The 20,884-nt window shown below is 46.8% G+C and carries 7 protein-coding genes; 1 reads left to right on the top strand and 6 read right to left on the bottom strand.

What is annotated here, in order from left to right; genetic code table 11:
- The first annotated feature begins 354 nt into the window (after positions 1-354).
- Positions 355-14,997, top strand: coding sequence for an Ig-like domain-containing protein (locus tag OH455_RS11430; RefSeq protein WP_269981460.1), 14,643 nt, complete (start codon positions 355-357; stop codon positions 14,995-14,997).
- 42 nt (positions 14,998-15,039) lie between these two features.
- Here OH455_RS11430 and OH455_RS11425 read toward each other — a convergent pair whose 3' ends face one another.
- The 6 genes from OH455_RS11425 to OH455_RS11400 form a co-directional block, all read right to left on the bottom strand.
- The gene (locus OH455_RS11425; protein WP_206372935.1) at positions 15,040-16,233 is read right to left on the bottom strand and encodes a class I SAM-dependent methyltransferase; all 1,194 of its coding nucleotides are present in this window, start codon (positions 16,231-16,233) and stop codon (positions 15,040-15,042) included.
- A gap of 217 nt (positions 16,234-16,450) precedes the next feature.
- Entirely contained in the window at positions 16,451-16,780 is a 330-nt protein-coding gene (locus tag OH455_RS11420) for a TusE/DsrC/DsvC family sulfur relay protein (protein ID WP_045973436.1), read from the bottom strand.
- A 131-nt stretch (positions 16,781-16,911) separates the two neighbouring features.
- Complete coding sequence (locus tag OH455_RS11415) at positions 16,912-17,580, bottom strand: Bax inhibitor-1 family protein (protein WP_045973438.1); 669 nt, start codon at positions 17,578-17,580, stop codon at positions 16,912-16,914.
- Positions 17,581-17,776: 196 nt separating this feature from the next.
- Positions 17,777-18,526 (bottom strand): amino acid ABC transporter ATP-binding protein, encoded by a 750-nt coding sequence (locus OH455_RS11410; RefSeq protein ID WP_006962120.1) that lies wholly within the window; start codon positions 18,524-18,526, stop codon positions 17,777-17,779.
- Positions 18,527-18,548: 22 nt separating this feature from the next.
- Positions 18,549-19,646, bottom strand: coding sequence for an amino acid ABC transporter permease (locus OH455_RS11405; RefSeq protein WP_269981459.1), 1,098 nt, complete (start codon positions 19,644-19,646; stop codon positions 18,549-18,551).
- A 1-nt stretch (position 19,647) separates the two neighbouring features.
- The gene (locus OH455_RS11400; protein WP_269981458.1) at positions 19,648-20,853 is read right to left on the bottom strand and encodes an amino acid ABC transporter permease; all 1,206 of its coding nucleotides are present in this window, start codon (positions 20,851-20,853) and stop codon (positions 19,648-19,650) included.
- Positions 20,854-20,884: the final 31 nt, after the last annotated feature.

Below are 20,884 nucleotides of genomic sequence, written 5' to 3'. Positions count from 1 at the left end.
TTTGAGAATTATCAATCTGCGACGTCAATAAAATAACACTGTCCGCTTATGAAGACTAACCTCTATTTAGAATCTGGGGGAATTGATCGTTAGCAAAACGCGGCTTAGAGAGTTTGAATGCCTGCGTCAAAATGCAACATAAAACTGCATTTAGAGGTTAGCAAGACATGATGTTGATTCAGAAAAATGGTTCCGAAATAGCAATCAAATTAGCTGAGGTCGTTAACACAATAAGCAAAAATGGTTTGTTTTGAAAATCGTCGATGTTAATTTGTCCATAGTGTCAACGTGTGTCGTTACGTTACCGGCTATCACTTTGACAAGGGAGACGCTGCAAAGGATTAAGGGTTTATCATGGGATTTGGTGCATATGTGGCAATTGGTAACCTGACTGCCGGAAGTGGTATTGCAATAGATAAGGACGGCAAAGTTCGCGTGTTAGATAGCAACGAAGTCGTTGCACCCGGCGAGTTGGTGATGTCCTTGGGCGAACCCAATCAGAATGTCGCCGATGTGAACATTGGCATTATTGATGACAACTCTGAACTCCAAGATCTAACAAACGAAGTCGATGATATCATCGCGGCGCTGGAACAAGGCCAAGACCCAACCCAGTTGGGTGATGAGTTTGCAACTGCCGCAGGCGATCAAATAGCTTCTAGCCTGACGACGATCGACTCCATCGTTAGGACAGGTGATGAAACTATCGCCCGCACAGAGTTTGTTACTCAAGGTTTCGAAAACCTTGGTATGTCCAGAACTCAGAGCCTCACTCTATTGGAACAGTACCAGTCCTTTCAGCAAGCCCCTACATTTACCGACCAGAACACAAACAGCAGCCCTCTTGCAAACGACGTATCCGTAACGACTAATGAAGATACATCGGTAGGTGGGCAGGTGACTGCTAGTGATCCTAATCCCGATGACTCCCTCACTTTTTTAATTTCTTCACCCCCCGCAAATGGCTCTGTGTCAATCAACCCTATATCTGGGATATGGGAGTATATTCCAGAAGAAAATTACGACGGTTCTGATTCGTTTGAGGTGACGGTGGATGACGGCAATGGTGGGAAGGATACTGTCGTCATTAATGTCGATGTCATCCCAATTCCGGCGATATCTGTTTTAGGAGATGCTCAAGTTAACGAAGGTAGCCAAGCTGGCTACACTATCGAATTTGATAAATCGTCAAATCAAACTACGACGTTAAAATTGACTCTGTCTTTGGGCTCTGTTGAAGGAGAGGATTTGGCAGGGTTAGGAGTTGAAGTGTTGAGCTCTTCTAACGACTCTATTTCATCACAGCGTCTTGTTCTCGCAGTAGGCGCAGATGGAACGGTAGAAGTACCAGCGGGTGTCACTTCGCTTCGTGTTACTGTCAATACGAATCAAGACACAACATTTGAAGGTTCGGAAGACTACCAAATTAACGTTTTGCCTCTGTTCGGTCTGGTTGGAGATGGTGCTGGTAGCAGCAGTGTAAGCACCGCGATTTTGGACAGTACCAGTAATGAATCAGATGTTCCGCAACTCACTGTCAGCAATGCAGCTGTGCTTGAAGGCAACACTGCTGTCTTTGATATTGCGCTGTCAAACAATGTTGACGGTGATGTAACGTACAATTTCTCACTTAATCTCAATGGTGACACTGCTCAAGCCGCTGACTTTGCTGAAAACACAATCAATGTCAGTTTTCAGATAGCGGGTGTTACTCAAACTGCTATTACGAACCAAGATGGCAGTTATTCCATCCCGGGCAACGCGACCAATATACAAGTCTCTGTTGAAATCGTGAATGATGAAATCTTCGAAGCAATCGAAAGCTTTACTTTGGATGCTAATGCGAGTGCCACAGTGGGTGGTGAGAGTTTTAATCTCAGTGAATTCGGAGTGGGCACGATCAATGATGAATTCGATCGCCCAGACTTAACCGTGACAGGCGCAGGGACTGTCTCCGAAGGTGAAGTGGCAACCTTCAGTATCAACCTTTCTAACCCTGTAGACCATGCCGTCACTCTTGACTTGCGTGCCAAAACCAACGGCAAGGCCAATACCGCCGAAGCGGACGATATCGGTGAGATGCGCGCGTACTATCTCGACGGTGACGACAAAGTTTATCTGGACTTTACTGGTCGCGAGATTTCCGTGCCAGCGGGTGTGCAGGACATCTTTGTTGAAGTCGATACTGTGGATGACAACGCGGCGCCAGTACACGAAGGCAGCGAACGCTTCCAACTTGTGGTGCGCGATGTCGATGGCGTGACTACAGACAACAACGGCAAAGCCAAAGCGGCGGCGTTTATTGATGACAATGGTAATGGTACAGGGGATAACCCGGACGATGACCGCCCAGAGATCACCAGTATCTCCAGCCCAACCATCGATGAAGGCGGTACGGCTGTCTTTGATGTGAGGCTGAGTAACCCAAGTGAGCTAGCCACCCCTGTCACCATGACGCTGGCCAATGGCACAGCGGAAAGTGATGACTACACCACTAATCAAATCACCGTCAACTTTGCCGATGGTACCAGCACGGTGGTGAATGCGGTCAGTGGTGAGTTCAGTTTTGATGTTCCAGCGGGTAACGATTCTTACACTGTGTCGGTTGAGACCACGGATGACAACAATGCCCCAGTGTATGAGGGCGATGAAACCTTTACCTTAAGCGGCGCAAGCGCTAGTCAGACGGGAACAGTGAGTGGCGAGGCGACCGTTCAAGATGGTGGCGAGGGCAGCGATAACGATCGCCCAGACTTAACCGTGACAGGCGCAGGGACTGTCTCCGAAGGTGAGGTGGCAACCTTCAGTATCAATCTTTCTAACCCTGTAGACCATGCCGTCACTCTTGACTTGCGTGCCAAAACCAACGGCAAGGCCAATACCGCCGAAGCGGACGATATCGGTGAGATGCGCGCGTACTATCTCGACGGTGACGACAAAGTTTATCTGGACTTTACTGGTCGCGAGATTTCCGTGCCAGCGGGTGTGCAGGACATCTTTGTTGAAGTCGATACTGTGGATGACAACGCGGCGCCAGTACACGAAGGCAGCGAACGCTTCCAACTTGTGGTGCGCGATGTCGATGGCGTGACTACAGACAACAACGGCAAAGCCAAAGCGGCGGCGTTTATTGATGACAATGGTAATGGTACAGGGGATAACCCGGACGATGACCGCCCAGAGATCACCAGTATCTCCAGCCCAACCATCGATGAAGGCGGTACGGCTGTCTTTGATGTGAGGCTGAGTAACCCAAGTGAGCTAGCCACCCCTGTCACCATGACGCTGGCCAATGGCACAGCGGAAAGTGATGACTACACCACTAATCAAATCACCGTCAACTTTGCCGATGGTACCAGCACGGTGGTGAATGCGGTCAGTGGTGAGTTCAGTTTTGATGTTCCAGCGGGTAACGATTCTTACACTGTGTCGGTTGAGACCACGGATGACAACAATGCCCCAGTGTATGAGGGCGATGAAACCTTTACCTTAAGCGGCGCAAGCGCTAGTCAGACGGGAACAGTGAGTGGCGAGGCGACCGTTCAAGATGGTGGCGAGGGCAGCGATAACGATCGCCCAGACTTAACCGTGACAGGCGCAGGGACTGTCTCCGAAGGTGAGGTGGCAACCTTCAGTATCAATCTTTCTAACCCTGTAGACCATGCCGTCACTCTTGACTTGCGTGCCAAAACCAACGGCAAGGCCAATACCGCCGAAGCGGACGATATCGGTGAGATGCGCGCGTACTATCTCGACGGTGACGACAAAGTTTATCTGGACTTTACTGGTCGCGAGATTTCCGTGCCAGCGGGTGTGCAGGACATCTTTGTTGAAGTCGATACTGTGGATGACAACGCGGCGCCAGTACACGAAGGCAGCGAACGCTTCCAACTTGTGGTGCGCGATGTCGATGGCGTGACTACAGACAACAACGGCAAAGCCAAAGCGGCGGCGTTTATTGATGACAATGGTAATGGTACAGGGGATAACCCGGACGATGACCGCCCAGAGATCACCAGTATCTCCAGCCCAACCATCGATGAAGGCGGTACGGCTGTCTTTGATGTGAGGCTGAGTAACCCAAGTGAGCTAGCCACCCCTGTCACCATGACGCTGGCCAATGGCACAGCGGAAAGTGATGACTACACCACTAATCAAATCACCGTCAACTTTGCCGATGGTACCAGCACGGTGGTGAATGCGGTCAGTGGTGAGTTCAGTTTTGATGTTCCAGCGGGTAACGATTCTTACACTGTGTCGGTTGAGACCACGGATGACAACAATGCCCCAGTGTATGAGGGCGATGAAACCTTTACCTTAAGCGGCGCAAGCGCTAGTCAGACGGGAACAGTGAGTGGCGAGGCGACCGTTCAAGATGGTGGCGAGGGCAGCGATAACGATCGCCCAGACTTAACCGTGACAGGCGCAGGGACTGTCTCCGAAGGTGAGGTGGCAACCTTCAGTATCAATCTTTCTAACCCTGTAGACCATGCCGTCACTCTTGACTTGCGTGCCAAAACCAACGGCAAGGCCAATACCGCCGAAGCGGACGATATCGGTGAGATGCGCGCGTACTATCTCGACGGTGACGACAAAGTTTATCTGGACTTTACTGGTCGCGAGATTTCCGTGCCAGCGGGTGTGCAGGACATCTTTGTTGAAGTCGATACTGTGGATGACAACGCGGCGCCAGTACACGAAGGCAGCGAACGCTTCCAACTTGTGGTGCGCGATGTCGATGGCGTGACTACAGACAACAACGGCAAAGCCAAAGCGGCGGCGTTTATTGATGACAATGGTAATGGTACAGGGGATAACCCGGACGATGACCGCCCAGAGATCACCAGTATCTCCAGCCCAACCATCGATGAAGGCGGTACGGCTGTCTTTGATGTGAGGCTGAGTAACCCAAGTGAGCTAGCCACCCCTGTCACCATGACGCTGGCCAATGGCACAGCGGAAAGTGATGACTACACCACTAATCAAATCACCGTCAACTTTGCCGATGGTACCAGCACGGTGGTGAATGCGGTCAGTGGTGAGTTCAGTTTTGATGTTCCAGCGGGTAACGATTCTTACACTGTGTCGGTTGAGACCACGGATGACAACAATGCCCCAGTGTATGAGGGCGATGAAACCTTTACCTTAAGCGGCGCAAGCGCTAGTCAGACGGGAACAGTGAGTGGCGAGGCGACCGTTCAAGATGGTGGCGAGGGCAGCGATAACGATCGCCCAGACTTAACCGTGACAGGCGCAGGGACTGTCTCCGAAGGTGAGGTGGCAACCTTCAGTATCAATCTTTCTAACCCTGTAGACCATGCCGTCACTCTTGACTTGCGTGCCAAAACCAACGGCAAGGCCAATACCGCCGAAGCGGACGATATCGGTGAGATGCGCGCGTACTATCTCGACGGTGACGACAAAGTTTATCTGGACTTTACTGGTCGCGAGATTTCCGTGCCAGCGGGTGTGCAGGACATCTTTGTTGAAGTCGATACTGTGGATGACAACGCGGCGCCAGTACACGAAGGCAGCGAACGCTTCCAACTTGTGGTGCGCGATGTCGATGGCGTGACTACAGACAACAACGGCAAAGCCAAAGCGGCGGCGTTTATTGATGACAATGGTAATGGTACAGGGGATAACCCGGACGATGACCGCCCAGAGATCACCAGTATCTCCAGCCCAACCATCGATGAAGGCGGTACGGCTGTCTTTGATGTGAGGCTGAGTAACCCAAGTGAGCTAGCCACCCCTGTCACCATGACGCTGGCCAATGGCACAGCGGAAAGTGATGACTACACCACTAATCAAATCACCGTCAACTTTGCCGATGGTACCAGCACGGTGGTGAATGCGGTCAGTGGTGAGTTCAGTTTTGATGTTCCAGCGGGTAACAGTGCTTACACTGTGTCTGTTCAAACCACGGATGACAACAATGCCCCAGTGTATGAGGGCGATGAAACCTTTACCTTAAGCGGCGCAAGCGCTAGTCAGACGGGAACAGTGAGTGGCGAGGCGACCGTTCAAGATGGTGGCGAGGGCAATGACGACGACCGCCCTCAAGTTTCCATCTCAGGAGGTGGGGACGTTAATGAAGGTAATACCGCTAACTTCACGGTCCATTTATCAAACACTGCGACATCGACTGTTTCTTTCGTGCTCACGTTGAATGCGGGAGATACTTCAACAGAAGATCTGGCTTCGTACCAATATCAAACTGCGAATGGTACTTGGTTGGATGTGCCTACGTCGGGAGAGATTTCTGTTCCTGCAGGTTCGAGCGCCGTAAACGTCAAAGTTCTCACTCAACAAGATGATACCTATGAAGGGGATGAGAGCTTTAGCCTGTCCGTCAGTGCGGGGAGCGGAACAGTTAGCGCGTCAACAGACACCACCGCAAGCGCTACGATTTTAGATTTCGAAGATAATCCACCTGAAGCAGAAAATTTTGATGCAACACTCGACGCAAATGGAAATGCAACCATCTTGTTTAATAGCGAGGATGCTGAACAAGATCATATTTCTGATAACGAAGATGACGCAACAAACACACCTGTTGGCGTTGTTATCACAGAACTTCCTGAGTCGGGTCAACTGTATTACGGCGATCAGTTGATCGACGCTGATGATCTTACGAGCTTTGCTTCAGAAGGCGAAGTGCTGCAGAAAGGAACAATATTCAGTGATCCAAACCTGATTCGTTATGAAAATGACGCTGAATCGACAGGCTTCGTTCTGGGAGTAAAAGAAGCTCCTGATGGCATGGATGGTGGTGCTAGCCAGTCTAATTTCTTAAATTGGGGTGAACCTGTTCAAGGCAATGCTGGTCAGAGGGTTCTGACTTTTGACAACGGCGATTCAATCACAATTACTTCCTCAGGTCAGGCATTAACACAATACTTTGGTCAGCCAAGTGCAGGGCATATTGGATATGGACTTGCAGTAGGAAATGATGGCGGTCTTCAGCAAGGTGAGACAATTACGATTGCTTTTACCCATCGCCCGTCAACGTCTGTAGAAGTAGGGTTAGATGGACTCGGTGGCTGGTTTGAGGATGGACACGAGTTTGAAACAACAGCGATAGTACAAGCGAAACTTGATGATGGCTCAATCATCGAAGTGCCAGTTTCAAAAGAGACCTCAGGCAATACAGATTTGTTCCATGTTGTGACTATTGATGCTCCAGAAGGTCGACAAATTGAAGAGCTGATAGTTACTACCGAAGGCCCGGGCAACTGGGAGCTGCGTTATCTAGAAACGTCATCAAATGACACCTTCGATTACCGAGCAGTAGATAGTGATGGAAATTACAGCGACGAGCACACGGTGACTCTAGCCGAAGGAAACCAAACGCCGATTGCCACAGATGACCCTGTTGCGTTTGAGGTCGCACTTGGCACCTTTAACTCTAATTCTTGGACACATGATGGCGTGAGTATTAGCGGTAGCTATCAAGGTCAAGATCAGTCTATTACTCAAAGCGCTGTCAAACGTGGGGTTGCGGGTGACGAGAATGGAGGGCCGGGTGCTCAAATTCAATACAACCGAGAAGATGGTGAATCTGAGCAGTTCAGAGTAGACCTAGATAAGCCTGCGACAGAGTTTAGCTTTGAAGTATCAAATCTATTCAAAAATGAAGGTGGAAGTGGCAACCATGAGCAAGGTAAATGGGTGGCCTATCTCGGTGATAACCCAGTGGCGAGTGGCACTTTCGTCGCCAATGATGGTAGCAACCATGGTTCTTATCATTTTGACGAGCAAGACCTCGCCGGTGTCGCATTTGATAGCGTTATTTTTGAAGCGACAGAGTTTAGCAACATTCCTGCCCGTGGCAGTGACTCTTCAGACTATTTCCTAACAGGCTTTAAAGCGTCTGGTGACGGAGCATACGCAGCCAATCAAGGAGAAGTTCTTGAAATTCCTTTGACTGAACTATTGGGTAACGATTTTGATCCGAATGGCGACAATATTCGAATTACCCACGTCTCTGAAGTCAATAACGCCAGCGCTAAGATTGAGAATGGAATAGTTTATATAGATCTAGACGATGAGTTCGTTGGTAGTACGACGTTTGATTACGTTATTACTGATGATAAAGGGGGCTTTGCCGAGGCGACGGTTTCAATTGTAGTGAATCCATTGCCTCAAGAGGTCGCAGTAGAATCTATCTCAATGCTTGAGAATTCAGTAGATGAAGGAGACAACCTTGTCTACAAAGTGACACTGGAAGAAGGTGTACTGCAAGAAACACGGTACAGTGTCACTTTTGGTAAGTCAGATAGTGATAGCGCAGACAATTCGGATGTGGACTTGTCTCAAGTGATATTCACCAACGGGGCGACTTATGACTCCACGGCACAACAAGTTGTTGTTCCTGTCGGTGTTAGTACTTTCTCTGTTCTTATCCCAACCCTGATAGATGGCGTTTATGAAAGCTCCGAAGACTACACACTGATTTTAGGTGGACAGCAGGCCTCAGGCACAATTGAGAATGTAGATATTCCATTGGTGTCTGTTTCTGAAAATGTGAATGTCAGTGAAGGCTCAGCTGCAGAGTTCACCGTTTCATTGAGCAAAAACACGGCTGAAGCGGTGACTATCAACTTGTCTTTAGCTCACTTAGAGACAGACGCGTCTGATGTTTCAAGCATGGTCGTGGAGTATCACGATGGCAACAGCTGGCACACGCTGGTGATTGCTCCAAATGGTGATGTCGTGTTACCAGCAGGGGTGACTCAGGCTCGTGTTACCGTTCAGACAATCGATGACGACTCTCAGCCTGTTTACGAGGGAGCTGAGCGCTTCGAGCTTTCCGTTAGCGGTGTTGTTGGTGTTCAGGGCTCTGACTCTAGCGTGGCGAACATTGTCGATGATGGAAGCGTTTACCCTGACGGCGAGGGCCCTGAAACTGCCGATGATGATCGTCCGGTTGTTACCTCAGTCAGCGACCAAAATATTGAAGAAGGGGGTGTTGTCAGTTTCGATGTCGCGTTGTCTGCAGAGAGCACTTCGGACACCCGAGTTGTTTTAGATCTCAATGAAATTAATGCCACTTCACCAGAAGACTTTAATGGTAGTGTTGTGACGGTGAAATATGGGGACCCTGAGCAATCAGAGCAAGTCTCTCTACAAAATGGTGTGTTTGAGTTTGATTTACCAGCTGGTGAAAATGACTTTACTGTCTCTGTACAAACGATCGATGATCAGGTGTCCGACAACAACGAGACGTTCACGTTAGCGGCTAAGACAGAGTATCAATCGAATCAGGTTAGTGGTACAGCTACGATTCAAGATAATGAAAAACCAACCATCGACTTAGATGGCAGCGAATATCAGATTGAATTTGTCAGTGAAAGTGCGGGTTATCACAATGTATTCGGCTACTACATTTATGATGAATCGTCAGAGACACAGCAGCTTCAAATCTTGATGTCGGATTCGTACGACTCCCGTCAAAATGGATTTGCTCCTGTCCTTGCGAATCTAGATAGCATGGACAACGTCGAGTACTTCCTCATTCCAAATGGTGCCAATGCAATTGAAAATGCACCATCAGGCGCAACGTTTGAAGTTGATTCAAGTGGTAAGTTGCTTATCAACGGAGCTGAGCAATCCAATATTAATGTGTTCTTGAGTCATGACGAAAATTCTCATATGAGAGTATCCGAAAATGGCGATGGCGACACGGTTTTAAGCTTTGACGACCAGAAGAATCACGTCAATGATGACAATGACTACAACGACTTAGTTATCAAAATTTCGAAACAAGACACCAATGTTGATTTTGCTATAGCGTTCACTGAAGGTGATGATGGAATCTCGATTGCGGATGCAAGTGTCGACATTTTTGACGACAAAGACGCTATTCAATCAATGCAAGTGACGTTGACGAACAAGTATGAAGGCGATCAACTTACTTGGCCTTCTACGCCCGGATTCACCGTCAGCCAGACTGTGACGCCTACCAGCGTTACCTTGTTGATTACTGCCAATACAGTTGGTGGCGTATCATCTTTAGAGTTTGAAGCTTTCCTCAAAGGGATTCGTTTCGAAAATACCAGTGAAAACCCTGATGAAACGGATCGTGAGATAGAAATCCATGTGACGGATGCTTCGGGTCAACAATCAGAAACGGCAACGACAACGGTAAGCGTTGTTGAAGTAGCTGACCTGACCGTACAACAGCATGCTAGCGGTGATGAAGATAGCCAAATTGCGCTGTACATCTCTATACCTGCGAACAGCTCCGTGACTGAAGTTGTATTGACCGATCTACCAGACGGTTCGATTCTTAAGTCTGGCGAAAACATCATTGCTATCAGCAATGGAGAAGCAACGCTGACTCCAAAACAGCTAGCGCAGTTGAGCATAACTCCGCCAAACAACAGTGACGAGAACTTTACGGTTAATGTTGAAGGTTATACTTCTTCGAACGAGCTTATAGAGCAACATAGTGTCGATGTTCAGGTTGATGCTGTTACTGACGTGCCTTTGATTACTATTGCAGAGCCAGAAGTGATTTCGTTCCATGATTTCGATTTTATCGACATGGGTAATCATTCATGGCGAGGCAATGTAAGTGCGAGTGAGCTTACTCAATCGGATGGTGCAAAAGGTATCTGGGGAACAGAGAACTCGGATGAATACAGCGAAGTGGGCAAAGAAACTGTCTATCGAGGTGGTGTTTCAGACAGTTCGAATCAAATCTTTGAGATCGAAGGTCGTCATGGTGATGACCACCTATTCACTCAGTTTACCGCGCAAGCAGACCAGTTCTACACCCTTTCATTTGATATCGTCGCGCGCAGGCTAAATGATTCTCCAATGACGGTATTCCTTGAAGATGAAAATGGTGATCGTAAAGTGCTGTTTGAGTACACCGATCAGCAAAGCCTCAATTGGCAAACCGAAAGTATTAATTTCCAAGCACGATCGGATGGCGAGTACAAAGTTGTATTTGAATCAGAAACGTCATCAAACAGCTACGGTGCGCTGCTCGATGACATTACGTTAGAGAAAGCAGACAACATTGGTTACGAAGACAGCTTCATCCCGCTTAGCGATATTGTTGTTGGCTTAAGTGATACTGACGGATCAGAAACCTTGTCTTTGATACTTAATGGATTACCAGAAGGGTCTGTTATTCGAGATGGCATTGGCCACTCGATCACTGTTTTAGCAACGCCAGATGGGAAGAATAGTGTAGATTTGTCTGCATGGAGCAATGACCTGACTGGACTTGAAGTGAATGTTCCTGAGGAGGGCAACTATCCGCTAGAATTTGTTGTAACCGCACAAGATAATGCACCTGCGACAGCTGAATCAGTCAGCAAGGTAATTAATCTAACGGTATTGTCAGTGCTTGATGCTGAAAGCAAGGAAGTGACATTTGATGAAGACGAAAACTACATCTTAGGTGTCACTGATTTCGGCATTACAGACTTAGATGCACAAATATCAATTTCTGAATTACCTAGTTCAGGTGTTTTAGAGGTGCAAACTTCGCCGGGAATCTGGACACCAGTTTCAGAAGGTGACTTGGTCTCCGTTAGTAATCTGTCTCAGGGCAATCTCCGATTTACTCCTGAAAATAATGAATCAGGATATAACCAGCATATTGGCACCGAAGAAGGTAACCTGAATCAGGATTATGCCCACGTTAACTTTGTGGTTGAAAAAGGTGATGCTAAGTCTGACGTAATGACACTCACTCTTGATGTTACGCCCGTGGCAGACACTCCAGTTCTTAACATCAATACTCCAGATACTGTGCTTTTAGAACAGCACTTTAATGTAACGACATGGACGGGAGTGATTGTAGGAAACGACAATGGGCAGGGTGTGAATGGCAGCACGTTGATTTCAGCTATTGATGCGCTCGACCCTCAACTTGCTTCTTCAGATACAGCCACTAATGCGCAAGATACGGGTCATTGGGCGACGGCAGCAGACAATGCCGTGCTTGTGACTGGTTTGGTGTACCTTGAGGCCGGAACGAGTTATGACTTTGTAGGGCGTGGTGATGACAGTCTAGCGATCACCATTGGTGGCGTTATGTCTGATCAAGCCTACTGGGGGAACTCAAGTGGGCAAATTCAGGGCAGTGCCTTTACGCCTCAGGTATCGGGTTATTACCCACTTGCGATTTATCACCATAATCAAAGCGGCCCAGGCAACTTTAATGTCGATGTTTCTATAAATGGCGCAGCAGCGGTTGATCTTACCAGCTCTGCGTTATCCGTGGTGACCGACGAAACACAGCTGGATCAATCTGATGTCAGGGCTTCAGAGCTCAAATCGATAAATGGTGTAGAAGTCTATGAAGTCTACGGTTACAACGAAGGGCTTCAAGATACTGAAATCCCACTTTCTCAGATTACGAGCGCTGTTACCGATAACGATGGCTCTGAAGCGCTGCAGGTCACATTGAGTGGTTTACCACAAGGTGCGACATTGAGTGATGGTGGGGCCCATAGTGTGGTTATAGATGCATCGGGTGAGGTGGTTGTAACGAATTGGAATTTATCTTCATTATCCGTTTTACCACCAGCAGGCTCACACGACGATTTTACCATTACAGTTGTGGCCACAGCTTCAGAGATGAACTCAACTAGCGAAGCGGATTCTCAAGCAACAATAGATGTTGTCGTCCATGAAAACAAACCTACAGTGACGCAATCTGATGTTAATGTCGTTGATGAAGACCACAGTGCGATTGGTAATGTGCTGACGGATATAGACGGTAGAGACAGCGACGAAGACAACATCCTTTCTGTTGAACACTTCTCCATCAATAGCGTTTCATACGCTGCAGGCAGCAGCGTGACTTTATCGGAAGGCACGTTTGTCATGCATGCCGACGGGGCTTATGAATTTACGCCAAACGCTAATTGGTCTGGTCAGCTTCCGGTTATCACTTATACGACCAACACGAGGTCGTCAGATACGCTATCTATTCAAGTCGTGCCAGTAGCCGATGCACCTCAGGTCTCAATGACTATAGGTGAAATGGAAGTGGTGAATGTGGCGACAGAGCAAACCGATGACGGCCGCTATGAGACATCGCAAGATAAAACAATCCCAGTCAGTGTTTCTGTTGAACTCACTGATCTTGATAGTAGTGAGTCTTTAGGTCCGCAAATTGTGGTCACAGGCATTCCAGCAGGAGTCGAAGTGTATGTGAACGATAGCTTAATCGCCTCACAATCTAATCGCTCTTATCTAATCACACTAGATAGCAATGGTGACGCGTCCTTCGATATCAAAGTACCTCACGATTACAGTGGTAGCTTAGAGTTCCCGATTCAGGTTCAAGGGTCTTCCATCGAAACCGCCAACCAAGAGACAGCGCATAGTACATCGGAAGAGACACTTTCTTTCCGTAGCTATGTGCTTGAGTCAGGCTCACATAGTGATGACACTATCGTTGGCAAGGGGGATCATGAGCTCATTGTTGGTGATGTACAGGGTATCCAGATTGTTGCGGGTCAGGACTATAACATCGCATTTGTTCTAGATACTTCAGGTAGCATGGGTGGAAGAGTTGGTACGGCGAAAGCAGAGATTATCGAGGTTTTCGATCAGTTACTCAGCACTGCTAACTCAGGCGCTAATGCTGGGACAGTCAATATCCTTTTGACTGAGTTTGCTACTAACTCAGGTGTAACGATATCCGTGGACCTAAGCTCCCCAACTGCTCGTGCTGACTTTGTGTCCCAGATCAGTAATATCGAAAACAACGGTAGTGGTCTTACAAACTACGAAACCAGCTTCGACGCAGCGGTTGAATGGTTTGACGACAATACTAACGACCAAGCCGAAAATATTACTTACTTTATTACCGACGGTTATCCTAACACCAGCAATCACCTCAATGTGACTTCTGAGGATTTTGACCAGCTTGTGTTGGATTATGATGCATCTACCAAGGATGTTGTAACCTTAGAGAATATTCTGCCTGACAATTATTCTGTGGGAACTGCAGTCTCTTATAAAGGTGAAGAAATTGTCTCAAGTTCAGGTACTGTTAAATCCCCGCTGACAGGCGCTACGCTTGGTAACTTAAGCTACTCAGGTGGATTGAGATACACCGATGGTAGTAATGCATCAGTGCAGGCTCGTCATATGTATCAGGTGTTGGCGTTAATCTCAGCTGTCGAAGCGGTGGGTATTGGCAGTGGAATTAATCAAGCCACATTATCGCAATATGATTCTGATGGTGTCGTTGTCCCTAACATCAACGTAGATAAGCTGGCTGAAACCATCCTTGGTCAGGAAGTGACCTTAGAACAGGGTGAAGACAACATCGAAGGTGGGCACGGCGACGATATTCTATTTGGCGACCTCATTGATTTCGATAACATTGATGGCCAAGGTATTGCCGCACTACAGAAATACGTCGCGTCAGAGACCAGCAGCCCATTAGCTGATGTGTCCGCAGAAGATGTTCATAGCTATGTTCGCCAGAATTACAGTGACTTTGATGTTTCCCGTGATGGTGATCAGGACGACACTCTTACTGGTGGAGCAGGAGATGACATCCTGTTCGGGCAAGGGGGCGATGATACTTTGGATGGCGGCGCAGGTAATGACATCCTGTTCGGTGGAGCGGGTGATGATACGCTCATCGGTGGCTTAGGTAGTGATATTCTATCTGGCGGCGATGGCGAAGATGAATTTGTTTGGCATGATGGCGACCTAGATGGTGGTACCGACGTAATTACGGACTTCCATGTGTCAGAAGATAAGATCGATATTTCTGACCTGTTAGGACAAGATGAAACCATGGAAGAGTTACTATCTGATGTCTCTGCCAATGTTGTCGATAGTAATGGCATTGAACTCAGCATTCAGAGGGATAACGGACAAACCACTCAGTCGATTAAGCTGGATAACGTCGTCGACCAACTCAATGGTATTGATACTAGCCATGGCAGTATCACGGGCAACGATTTGACCAGCTTACTGAATGAAATCATCAAATCGCATGATTGAAAAAGGGCCATAAGGCCCTTTTCTATAAATGAATTTGTCTGCTTAGATAACTTTACAAGCAAACCCTTTAAGGTAAAAACCTTCCGGGTAAGCGGTATCAGTAGGATGATCTGCAGCTTGTTCAAAGCGCTCGACAAACTTGACTTGTCGGCCTGCATCGACTGCAGCATCGGCGATGATTTTTTGGAAAAGGACCTGGTCCATAAGACCTGAACATGAATATGTTAACAGCGTTCCTCCAGGTTTTAGAATCTGCATTGCCAGCATGTTGATGTCTTTGTAGCCGCGACATGCGCCATTGATCTGAGCTTTGCTCTCTGCAAACTTTGGTGGGTCCATGATGACAACATCGAACTTGGTACCCTGATCGCGATATTCACGTAGTAACTTAAACACGTCAGCATTGAGGAACACCGCGCGCTTTTTAGAGATATCGAATTCATTAATCTCGGCATTGAATTTCGCTGTGTCCAGTGCTGGTTGAGAGACATCTGCGTTAATCACACGCTTCGCATCACCTTTAAGCGCGTACAAACCGAACCCGCCAGTATAGGAGAAGCAGTTAAGCACTTCTTTGCCTTTGACGTATTTCATCGCTTGTTGGCGGCTGTCGCGCTGATCTAAGTAGAAACCTGTTTTATGTCCGCCAACGATGTCAACGCTGATTTTGACGCCATTCTCTTCAATAACAACAGACTTTGGTGGCTCATCACCGTGTAAAACACCTGTGCGTTCTTCTAAGCCTTCCTTCTTGCGTACCGCTACATCCGAACGTTCGTAAATATTACATTGCGGGAATACTTTTAGGAGAGCATTTATCAGCGATTGCTTCTGGAATTCTGCGCCTGCACTTAGAAGCTGACAAACTAGATAATCTTGATATTTATCGATGGTAATACCGGGCAGACCGTCTGACTCAGCTGCAATCAATCGATAGCCTGTGAGGCCATCACGCTCGATCACGTCTTGACGGAGCAATAGTGCGTCTTGGATACGCTTAACAAAGAAGTCTTCGTTTATCTCGGTTTTGTCAAAGCTCCAAACGCGGGCACGAATTTGAGAGTGAGGAGAGTAAGCGCCTTTCGCCAGCCATTTACCGTCATGAGTAAAAATGTCCACTGTTTCACCTAATGAAGGTTCCCCCTCAATTTTGCGAATACCGCGAGAGAAAATCCAAGGATGTCGACGTCTTAAGGATTTATCACGGCCTTTTTCAAGATAAATAGCTGGAGTCATATGTTTAGCCAATTGATTGGTTTTGAAAGGTTGAATATTCTCAGGGATGTAGGAATGAAAAGCAAATAAAAGAGCCGCCGATTGGCAGCTCAGTACTTTATGCTATAGGGCTTATGGGGCCCCGTTGCCGAGTCATTGGCTGATGGATATTGCGCATAGATTCCTCGTACTCACTGACTATGGCTTGACCTGTAAACCCTCAAATAGCTCTATGGGGTTATAAACACTTAGCGGGTTTGGGCAACCCAGCAAGTTTAGTTGCTTGCTTTGCGGGCCCTTGTTTAAATAGCTTAAACAGGTATTTACTGTTGCCTTTTTCTGGACCGTGTGCTTTTTCCATCGCTTTGACCAACATTCTTACCGCCGGAGATGTATTAAATTCTTCGTAGAAATTGCGAACAAAATGAACAACTTCCAAATGAGCGTCAGTCAGTTCGATACCTTCTTGCACAGCAAGTATTGGAATCATACCTTCTTCCCACTGAGTATGATCGAGTAGGTAGCCCTGTGCATCGGTCTCGATTGATTTGCCGTTGTATTCAAACATTGTTTTAGGTCTCAAAAACTCAGATAGGGAATAGGGTAGCGCAGCTTAGGTTAGAACAACAATATGTAAGAAAAGAAAAAGCCCGGAAGTTTCACATTCCGGGCTCTATTTAACCAACTTGAGTCTACGAATTAATCGTCATTCATGATGCCTAGAATGCTAAGTAGGCTAGTAAACAGATTCAGAATATTTAGATACATTGAGATGGTCGCACTGACGTAGTTAGTTTCTTCGCCACGTACAATACGGCTTGTATCATATAAAATAAAACCTGAGAAAACCAAAGCTGACATACTGCTGATCGCTAATTGCCCGATTGTTGAGCCGACAAAGATGTTGATTATTGCCGCCACGATAACAATGATAAGTCCCGCAATCAGGAAGTTGCGCATGAAAGAGAAGTCTTTCTTACTACTGATTGTGTATGCCGATAGGCCAAGGAATACCATACCAGTTAGGCCGAGTGCTTGTGCAATGATCGAAGGGCCATTAGCAATAGAGGCGTAATAGGTTAGCATTGGACCCAGTGCGCCACCCATCAATGTTGTAAAGACAAACGTCCATACAATACCCATTGAAGAATTAATGCTTCTTGGGATTGCAAAGAAAAGAATACCAATGGCTGCGATTTGCATAACAAGCGCCATCATTGGTGAAATACCAATAGCCATTGTTGCCATTGCAGCGATAGCACTGGTCACTAGTGTCATCGATAGCAAAAAATACGTATTTTTAAGGGTCTTGTTGATTTCAAGTGTACTAGTGCCACTTGAAGAGTGCGTAAACATAGGGCTTTTCATAATCTTCCTCGTGAGGTTTTATGTTTATAACTACATTTATGAGGGTGAACCGTAAAAAAATCAAGCCCTATCAATGTATGCAGTTGGATAAATGATAATAGAAATACAAAGTTGTGTATTATGAAATATGTAACACAATATAACAAATAAAAAGAGGCGAACTGAATCGCCTCTTGGATTATTAACTCATTATTTGTTAATGACTTAAGATTTGTGCCAGGAAGTTTTGTGTTCTATCCGACTGAGGGTTTTCGAAGAAATCGACAGGGTTGTTTTCTTCGATGATTTCACCGGCATCCATAAAAATCACACGGTCTGCGACTTCTTTCGCGAAGCCCATTTCGTGAGTCACGCAGAGCATAGTCATGCCTTCTTCGGCTAACTCAACCATAACATCGAGTACTTCGCGCACCATTTCTGGGTCAAGTGCTGATGTTGGCTCGTCAAACAGCATCACTTGAGGGCTCATGCATAACGAGCGAGCGATAGCCACACGCTGTTGTTGACCACCAGAAAGCTGGCCCGGGTATTTTTCTGCTTGATCAGGGATCTTAACCCGCTCTAAATACTTCATCGCAATGGCTTTGGCTTCTTCTTTGGGCATTTTCTTCACCCAAATCAGTGCCAGTGTGCAGTTTTCCAATACGGTCAGGTGGGGAAATAGGTTGAAGTGTTGGAAACACATACCGACTTCACGACGAACCGCCTCGATATTTTTTAAGTCTTCGGTCAACTCATTACCAGAGACGATAATCTGCCCTTTTTGGTGCTCCTCAAGGCGATTGATACAGCGAATCATGGTCGATTTTCCTGAGCCTGAAGGACCACAGATAACGATCTTTTCGCCTTTTTTGACATCAAGGTTGATGTTTTTCAGTACGTGAAACTCTCCGTACCACTTATTCATATCCTTAATTTGGATCATGTAATCTTGTTGTTGCGTCATAATACGTCCTTGAGCTTCCTGGTTATCGTTTGTGACCGGTATGAAGTTTGTTCTCTAGCCAAATCGAATATCTCGACATGCCGAAACAAAATACCCAGAACACTAACGCGACAAATACATAACTTTCAGTGGCAAACCCTAACCATTCAGGGTCAGTGTTAGCCGCTTGGCCAATGCCCAGTACATCAAACATACCGATGATAAGTACTAGACTGGTGTCTTTAAACAGGCCAATGAAGGTGTTCACAATAGATGGAATAGTGATCTTTAACGCCTGAGGAAGGACAATTAAGCCCATCTTTTTCCAATAGCTTAACCCTAATGCATCCGCCGCTTCATACTGACCTTTCGGTATCGCCTGAAGACCACCACGGACCACTTCTGCCATGTAAGCTGCACTAAACATAACTACACCGATTAGAGCACGGATAAGTTTATCGGTTTCAGAGCCTTCTGCAAGGAACAATGGCAGCATCACTGATGCCATAAACAAAACCGTGATAAGCGGTACGCCACGCCAAATCTCAATGTATACGGTACAAATACTTCGAATAATTGGCATTTCAGAACGTCTACCCAGCGCCAGTGCGACACCAATAGGCAGCGACACCACGATACCGACCAACGCAATGATTAAAGTAACCAGCAATCCGCCCCACTTGTGTGTTTCTACAACTTCTAGTCCAAACACACCACCGTAAAGTAATGCCGCAATGATAAATGGGTAGATGTTGACGAAAAACAGCCAGATCCAAAGACGTTTTGGTGTCTTCTCATACGCAAGCAATATGGTAAAAATGGCAAGCGTAAAGTAAAACAGTCGAGGGCGCCACAGTTCTTCTTGGGGATAAAAACCATACATAAACTGTTCCCATCGTACGCTGATAAATACCCAGCAAGCGCCCTCACGAGAACATGCGTCACGAGTGGTGCCCACCCAATCGGCTTTGAGTATTGACCAATCAAACACTGTCCAAAGAAGTGATATCGCTAAATAAGCCAAGATAATTGTCAGGATGGAGTTTACCGGGCCATTGAATAGGTTTTTGCGTAGCCATCCGACCATACCGACTGTGTTCGCTGGTGGTGGCAGGTCCGGCTGAAATTGATGTACTTTCATGCTATCTCTCCACCAAAGCAACTTTACGGTTATAGATATTCATCAGAGCTGATGTAATCAAACTCAATGATAGATAAACGGCCATTGTCATCGCAATGATTTCAATTGCCTGACCTGTTTGGTTGAGCGTTGTACCAGCAAATACAGAGACCAAATCCGGGTATCCAATTGCCATCGCAAGCGATGAGTTCTTGGTCAGGTTTAAATATTGACTTGTCAGAGGTGGAATGATGATTCGCAGTGCTTGCGGAACAATAACGAGTTTCAATGTCCTAGATCGGGGTAGGCCAAGTGACATTGCTGCTTCTGTTTGCCCATGGCTAACGGCATTGATACCTGAACGTACAATTTCAGCGATGAACGATGCGGTATAGATACTCAAAGCCAGTAGCAGTGCTGCCAACTCTGGGATGATGCTAACCCCACCTTGAAAGTTGAAACCTTTGAGCTCAGGGTATTCTGCTGAAATAGGTGACCCCATAAGGAAGTAGACCACTGTTGGAAAAACAACAATCAACCCCAACGCAATTCGACCCATTGGCGTTTGTTGGCCTGTCAGACGTTGTTTGTTACGTGCCCAAATACTGATAAAGGCAGTGGCAACGATCCCTATCAAAAACGAAGCAACAACAATTGATGAACCAGCTTCAAAAATCGGTGATGGGAAATACAACCCACGCACATTCAAGAAAATGGCCTCGCCAAGGCTGAGACTTTGCCTTGTTGAAGGTAGCGCTTGTAAGACGGCGAAATACCAAAAGAATATCTGTAGAAGAAGAGGGATATTGCGGAATGTCTCAATGTAAACAGCGGCCAGCCGGCTGACTAACCAGTTTGATGACAGGCGAGCAATACCCATAATAAAGCCAATCACTGTAGCAAGGATAATACCGAGAACAGAAACTAAGGCAGTGTTGAGGAGGCCGATAATAAATGTGTGGCCATAAGAATAAGTTTCATCGTATTCAATCAGCGTTAGGCCAATCCCAAAGCCCGCTTCTTGCGTCAGAAAGCCAAAACCCGTGGCGATACCACGTGCTTCCAAGTTAGTCAGTGCATTATTGACTATTGTGTAGAAGAAAAAGACCAGAGCTAGTATCGCAATGATTTGAAATACGACTGATCGAAAGGTGGGATTGTATAAAAGGCTCGCGTTAGAAGTCGTTCCGCTATCCGTCTTCGACGCAACAGTATTAGTCGGTTTCATACAGCTATAACCTCAAATCCATTTTATAAAA

The organism is Vibrio sp. T11.5, from assembly GCF_027587155.1.
Classification (GTDB): domain Bacteria; phylum Pseudomonadota; class Gammaproteobacteria; order Enterobacterales; family Vibrionaceae; genus Vibrio; species Vibrio neptunius.
This window is presented reverse-complemented; position numbering and strand designations above follow the sequence as displayed.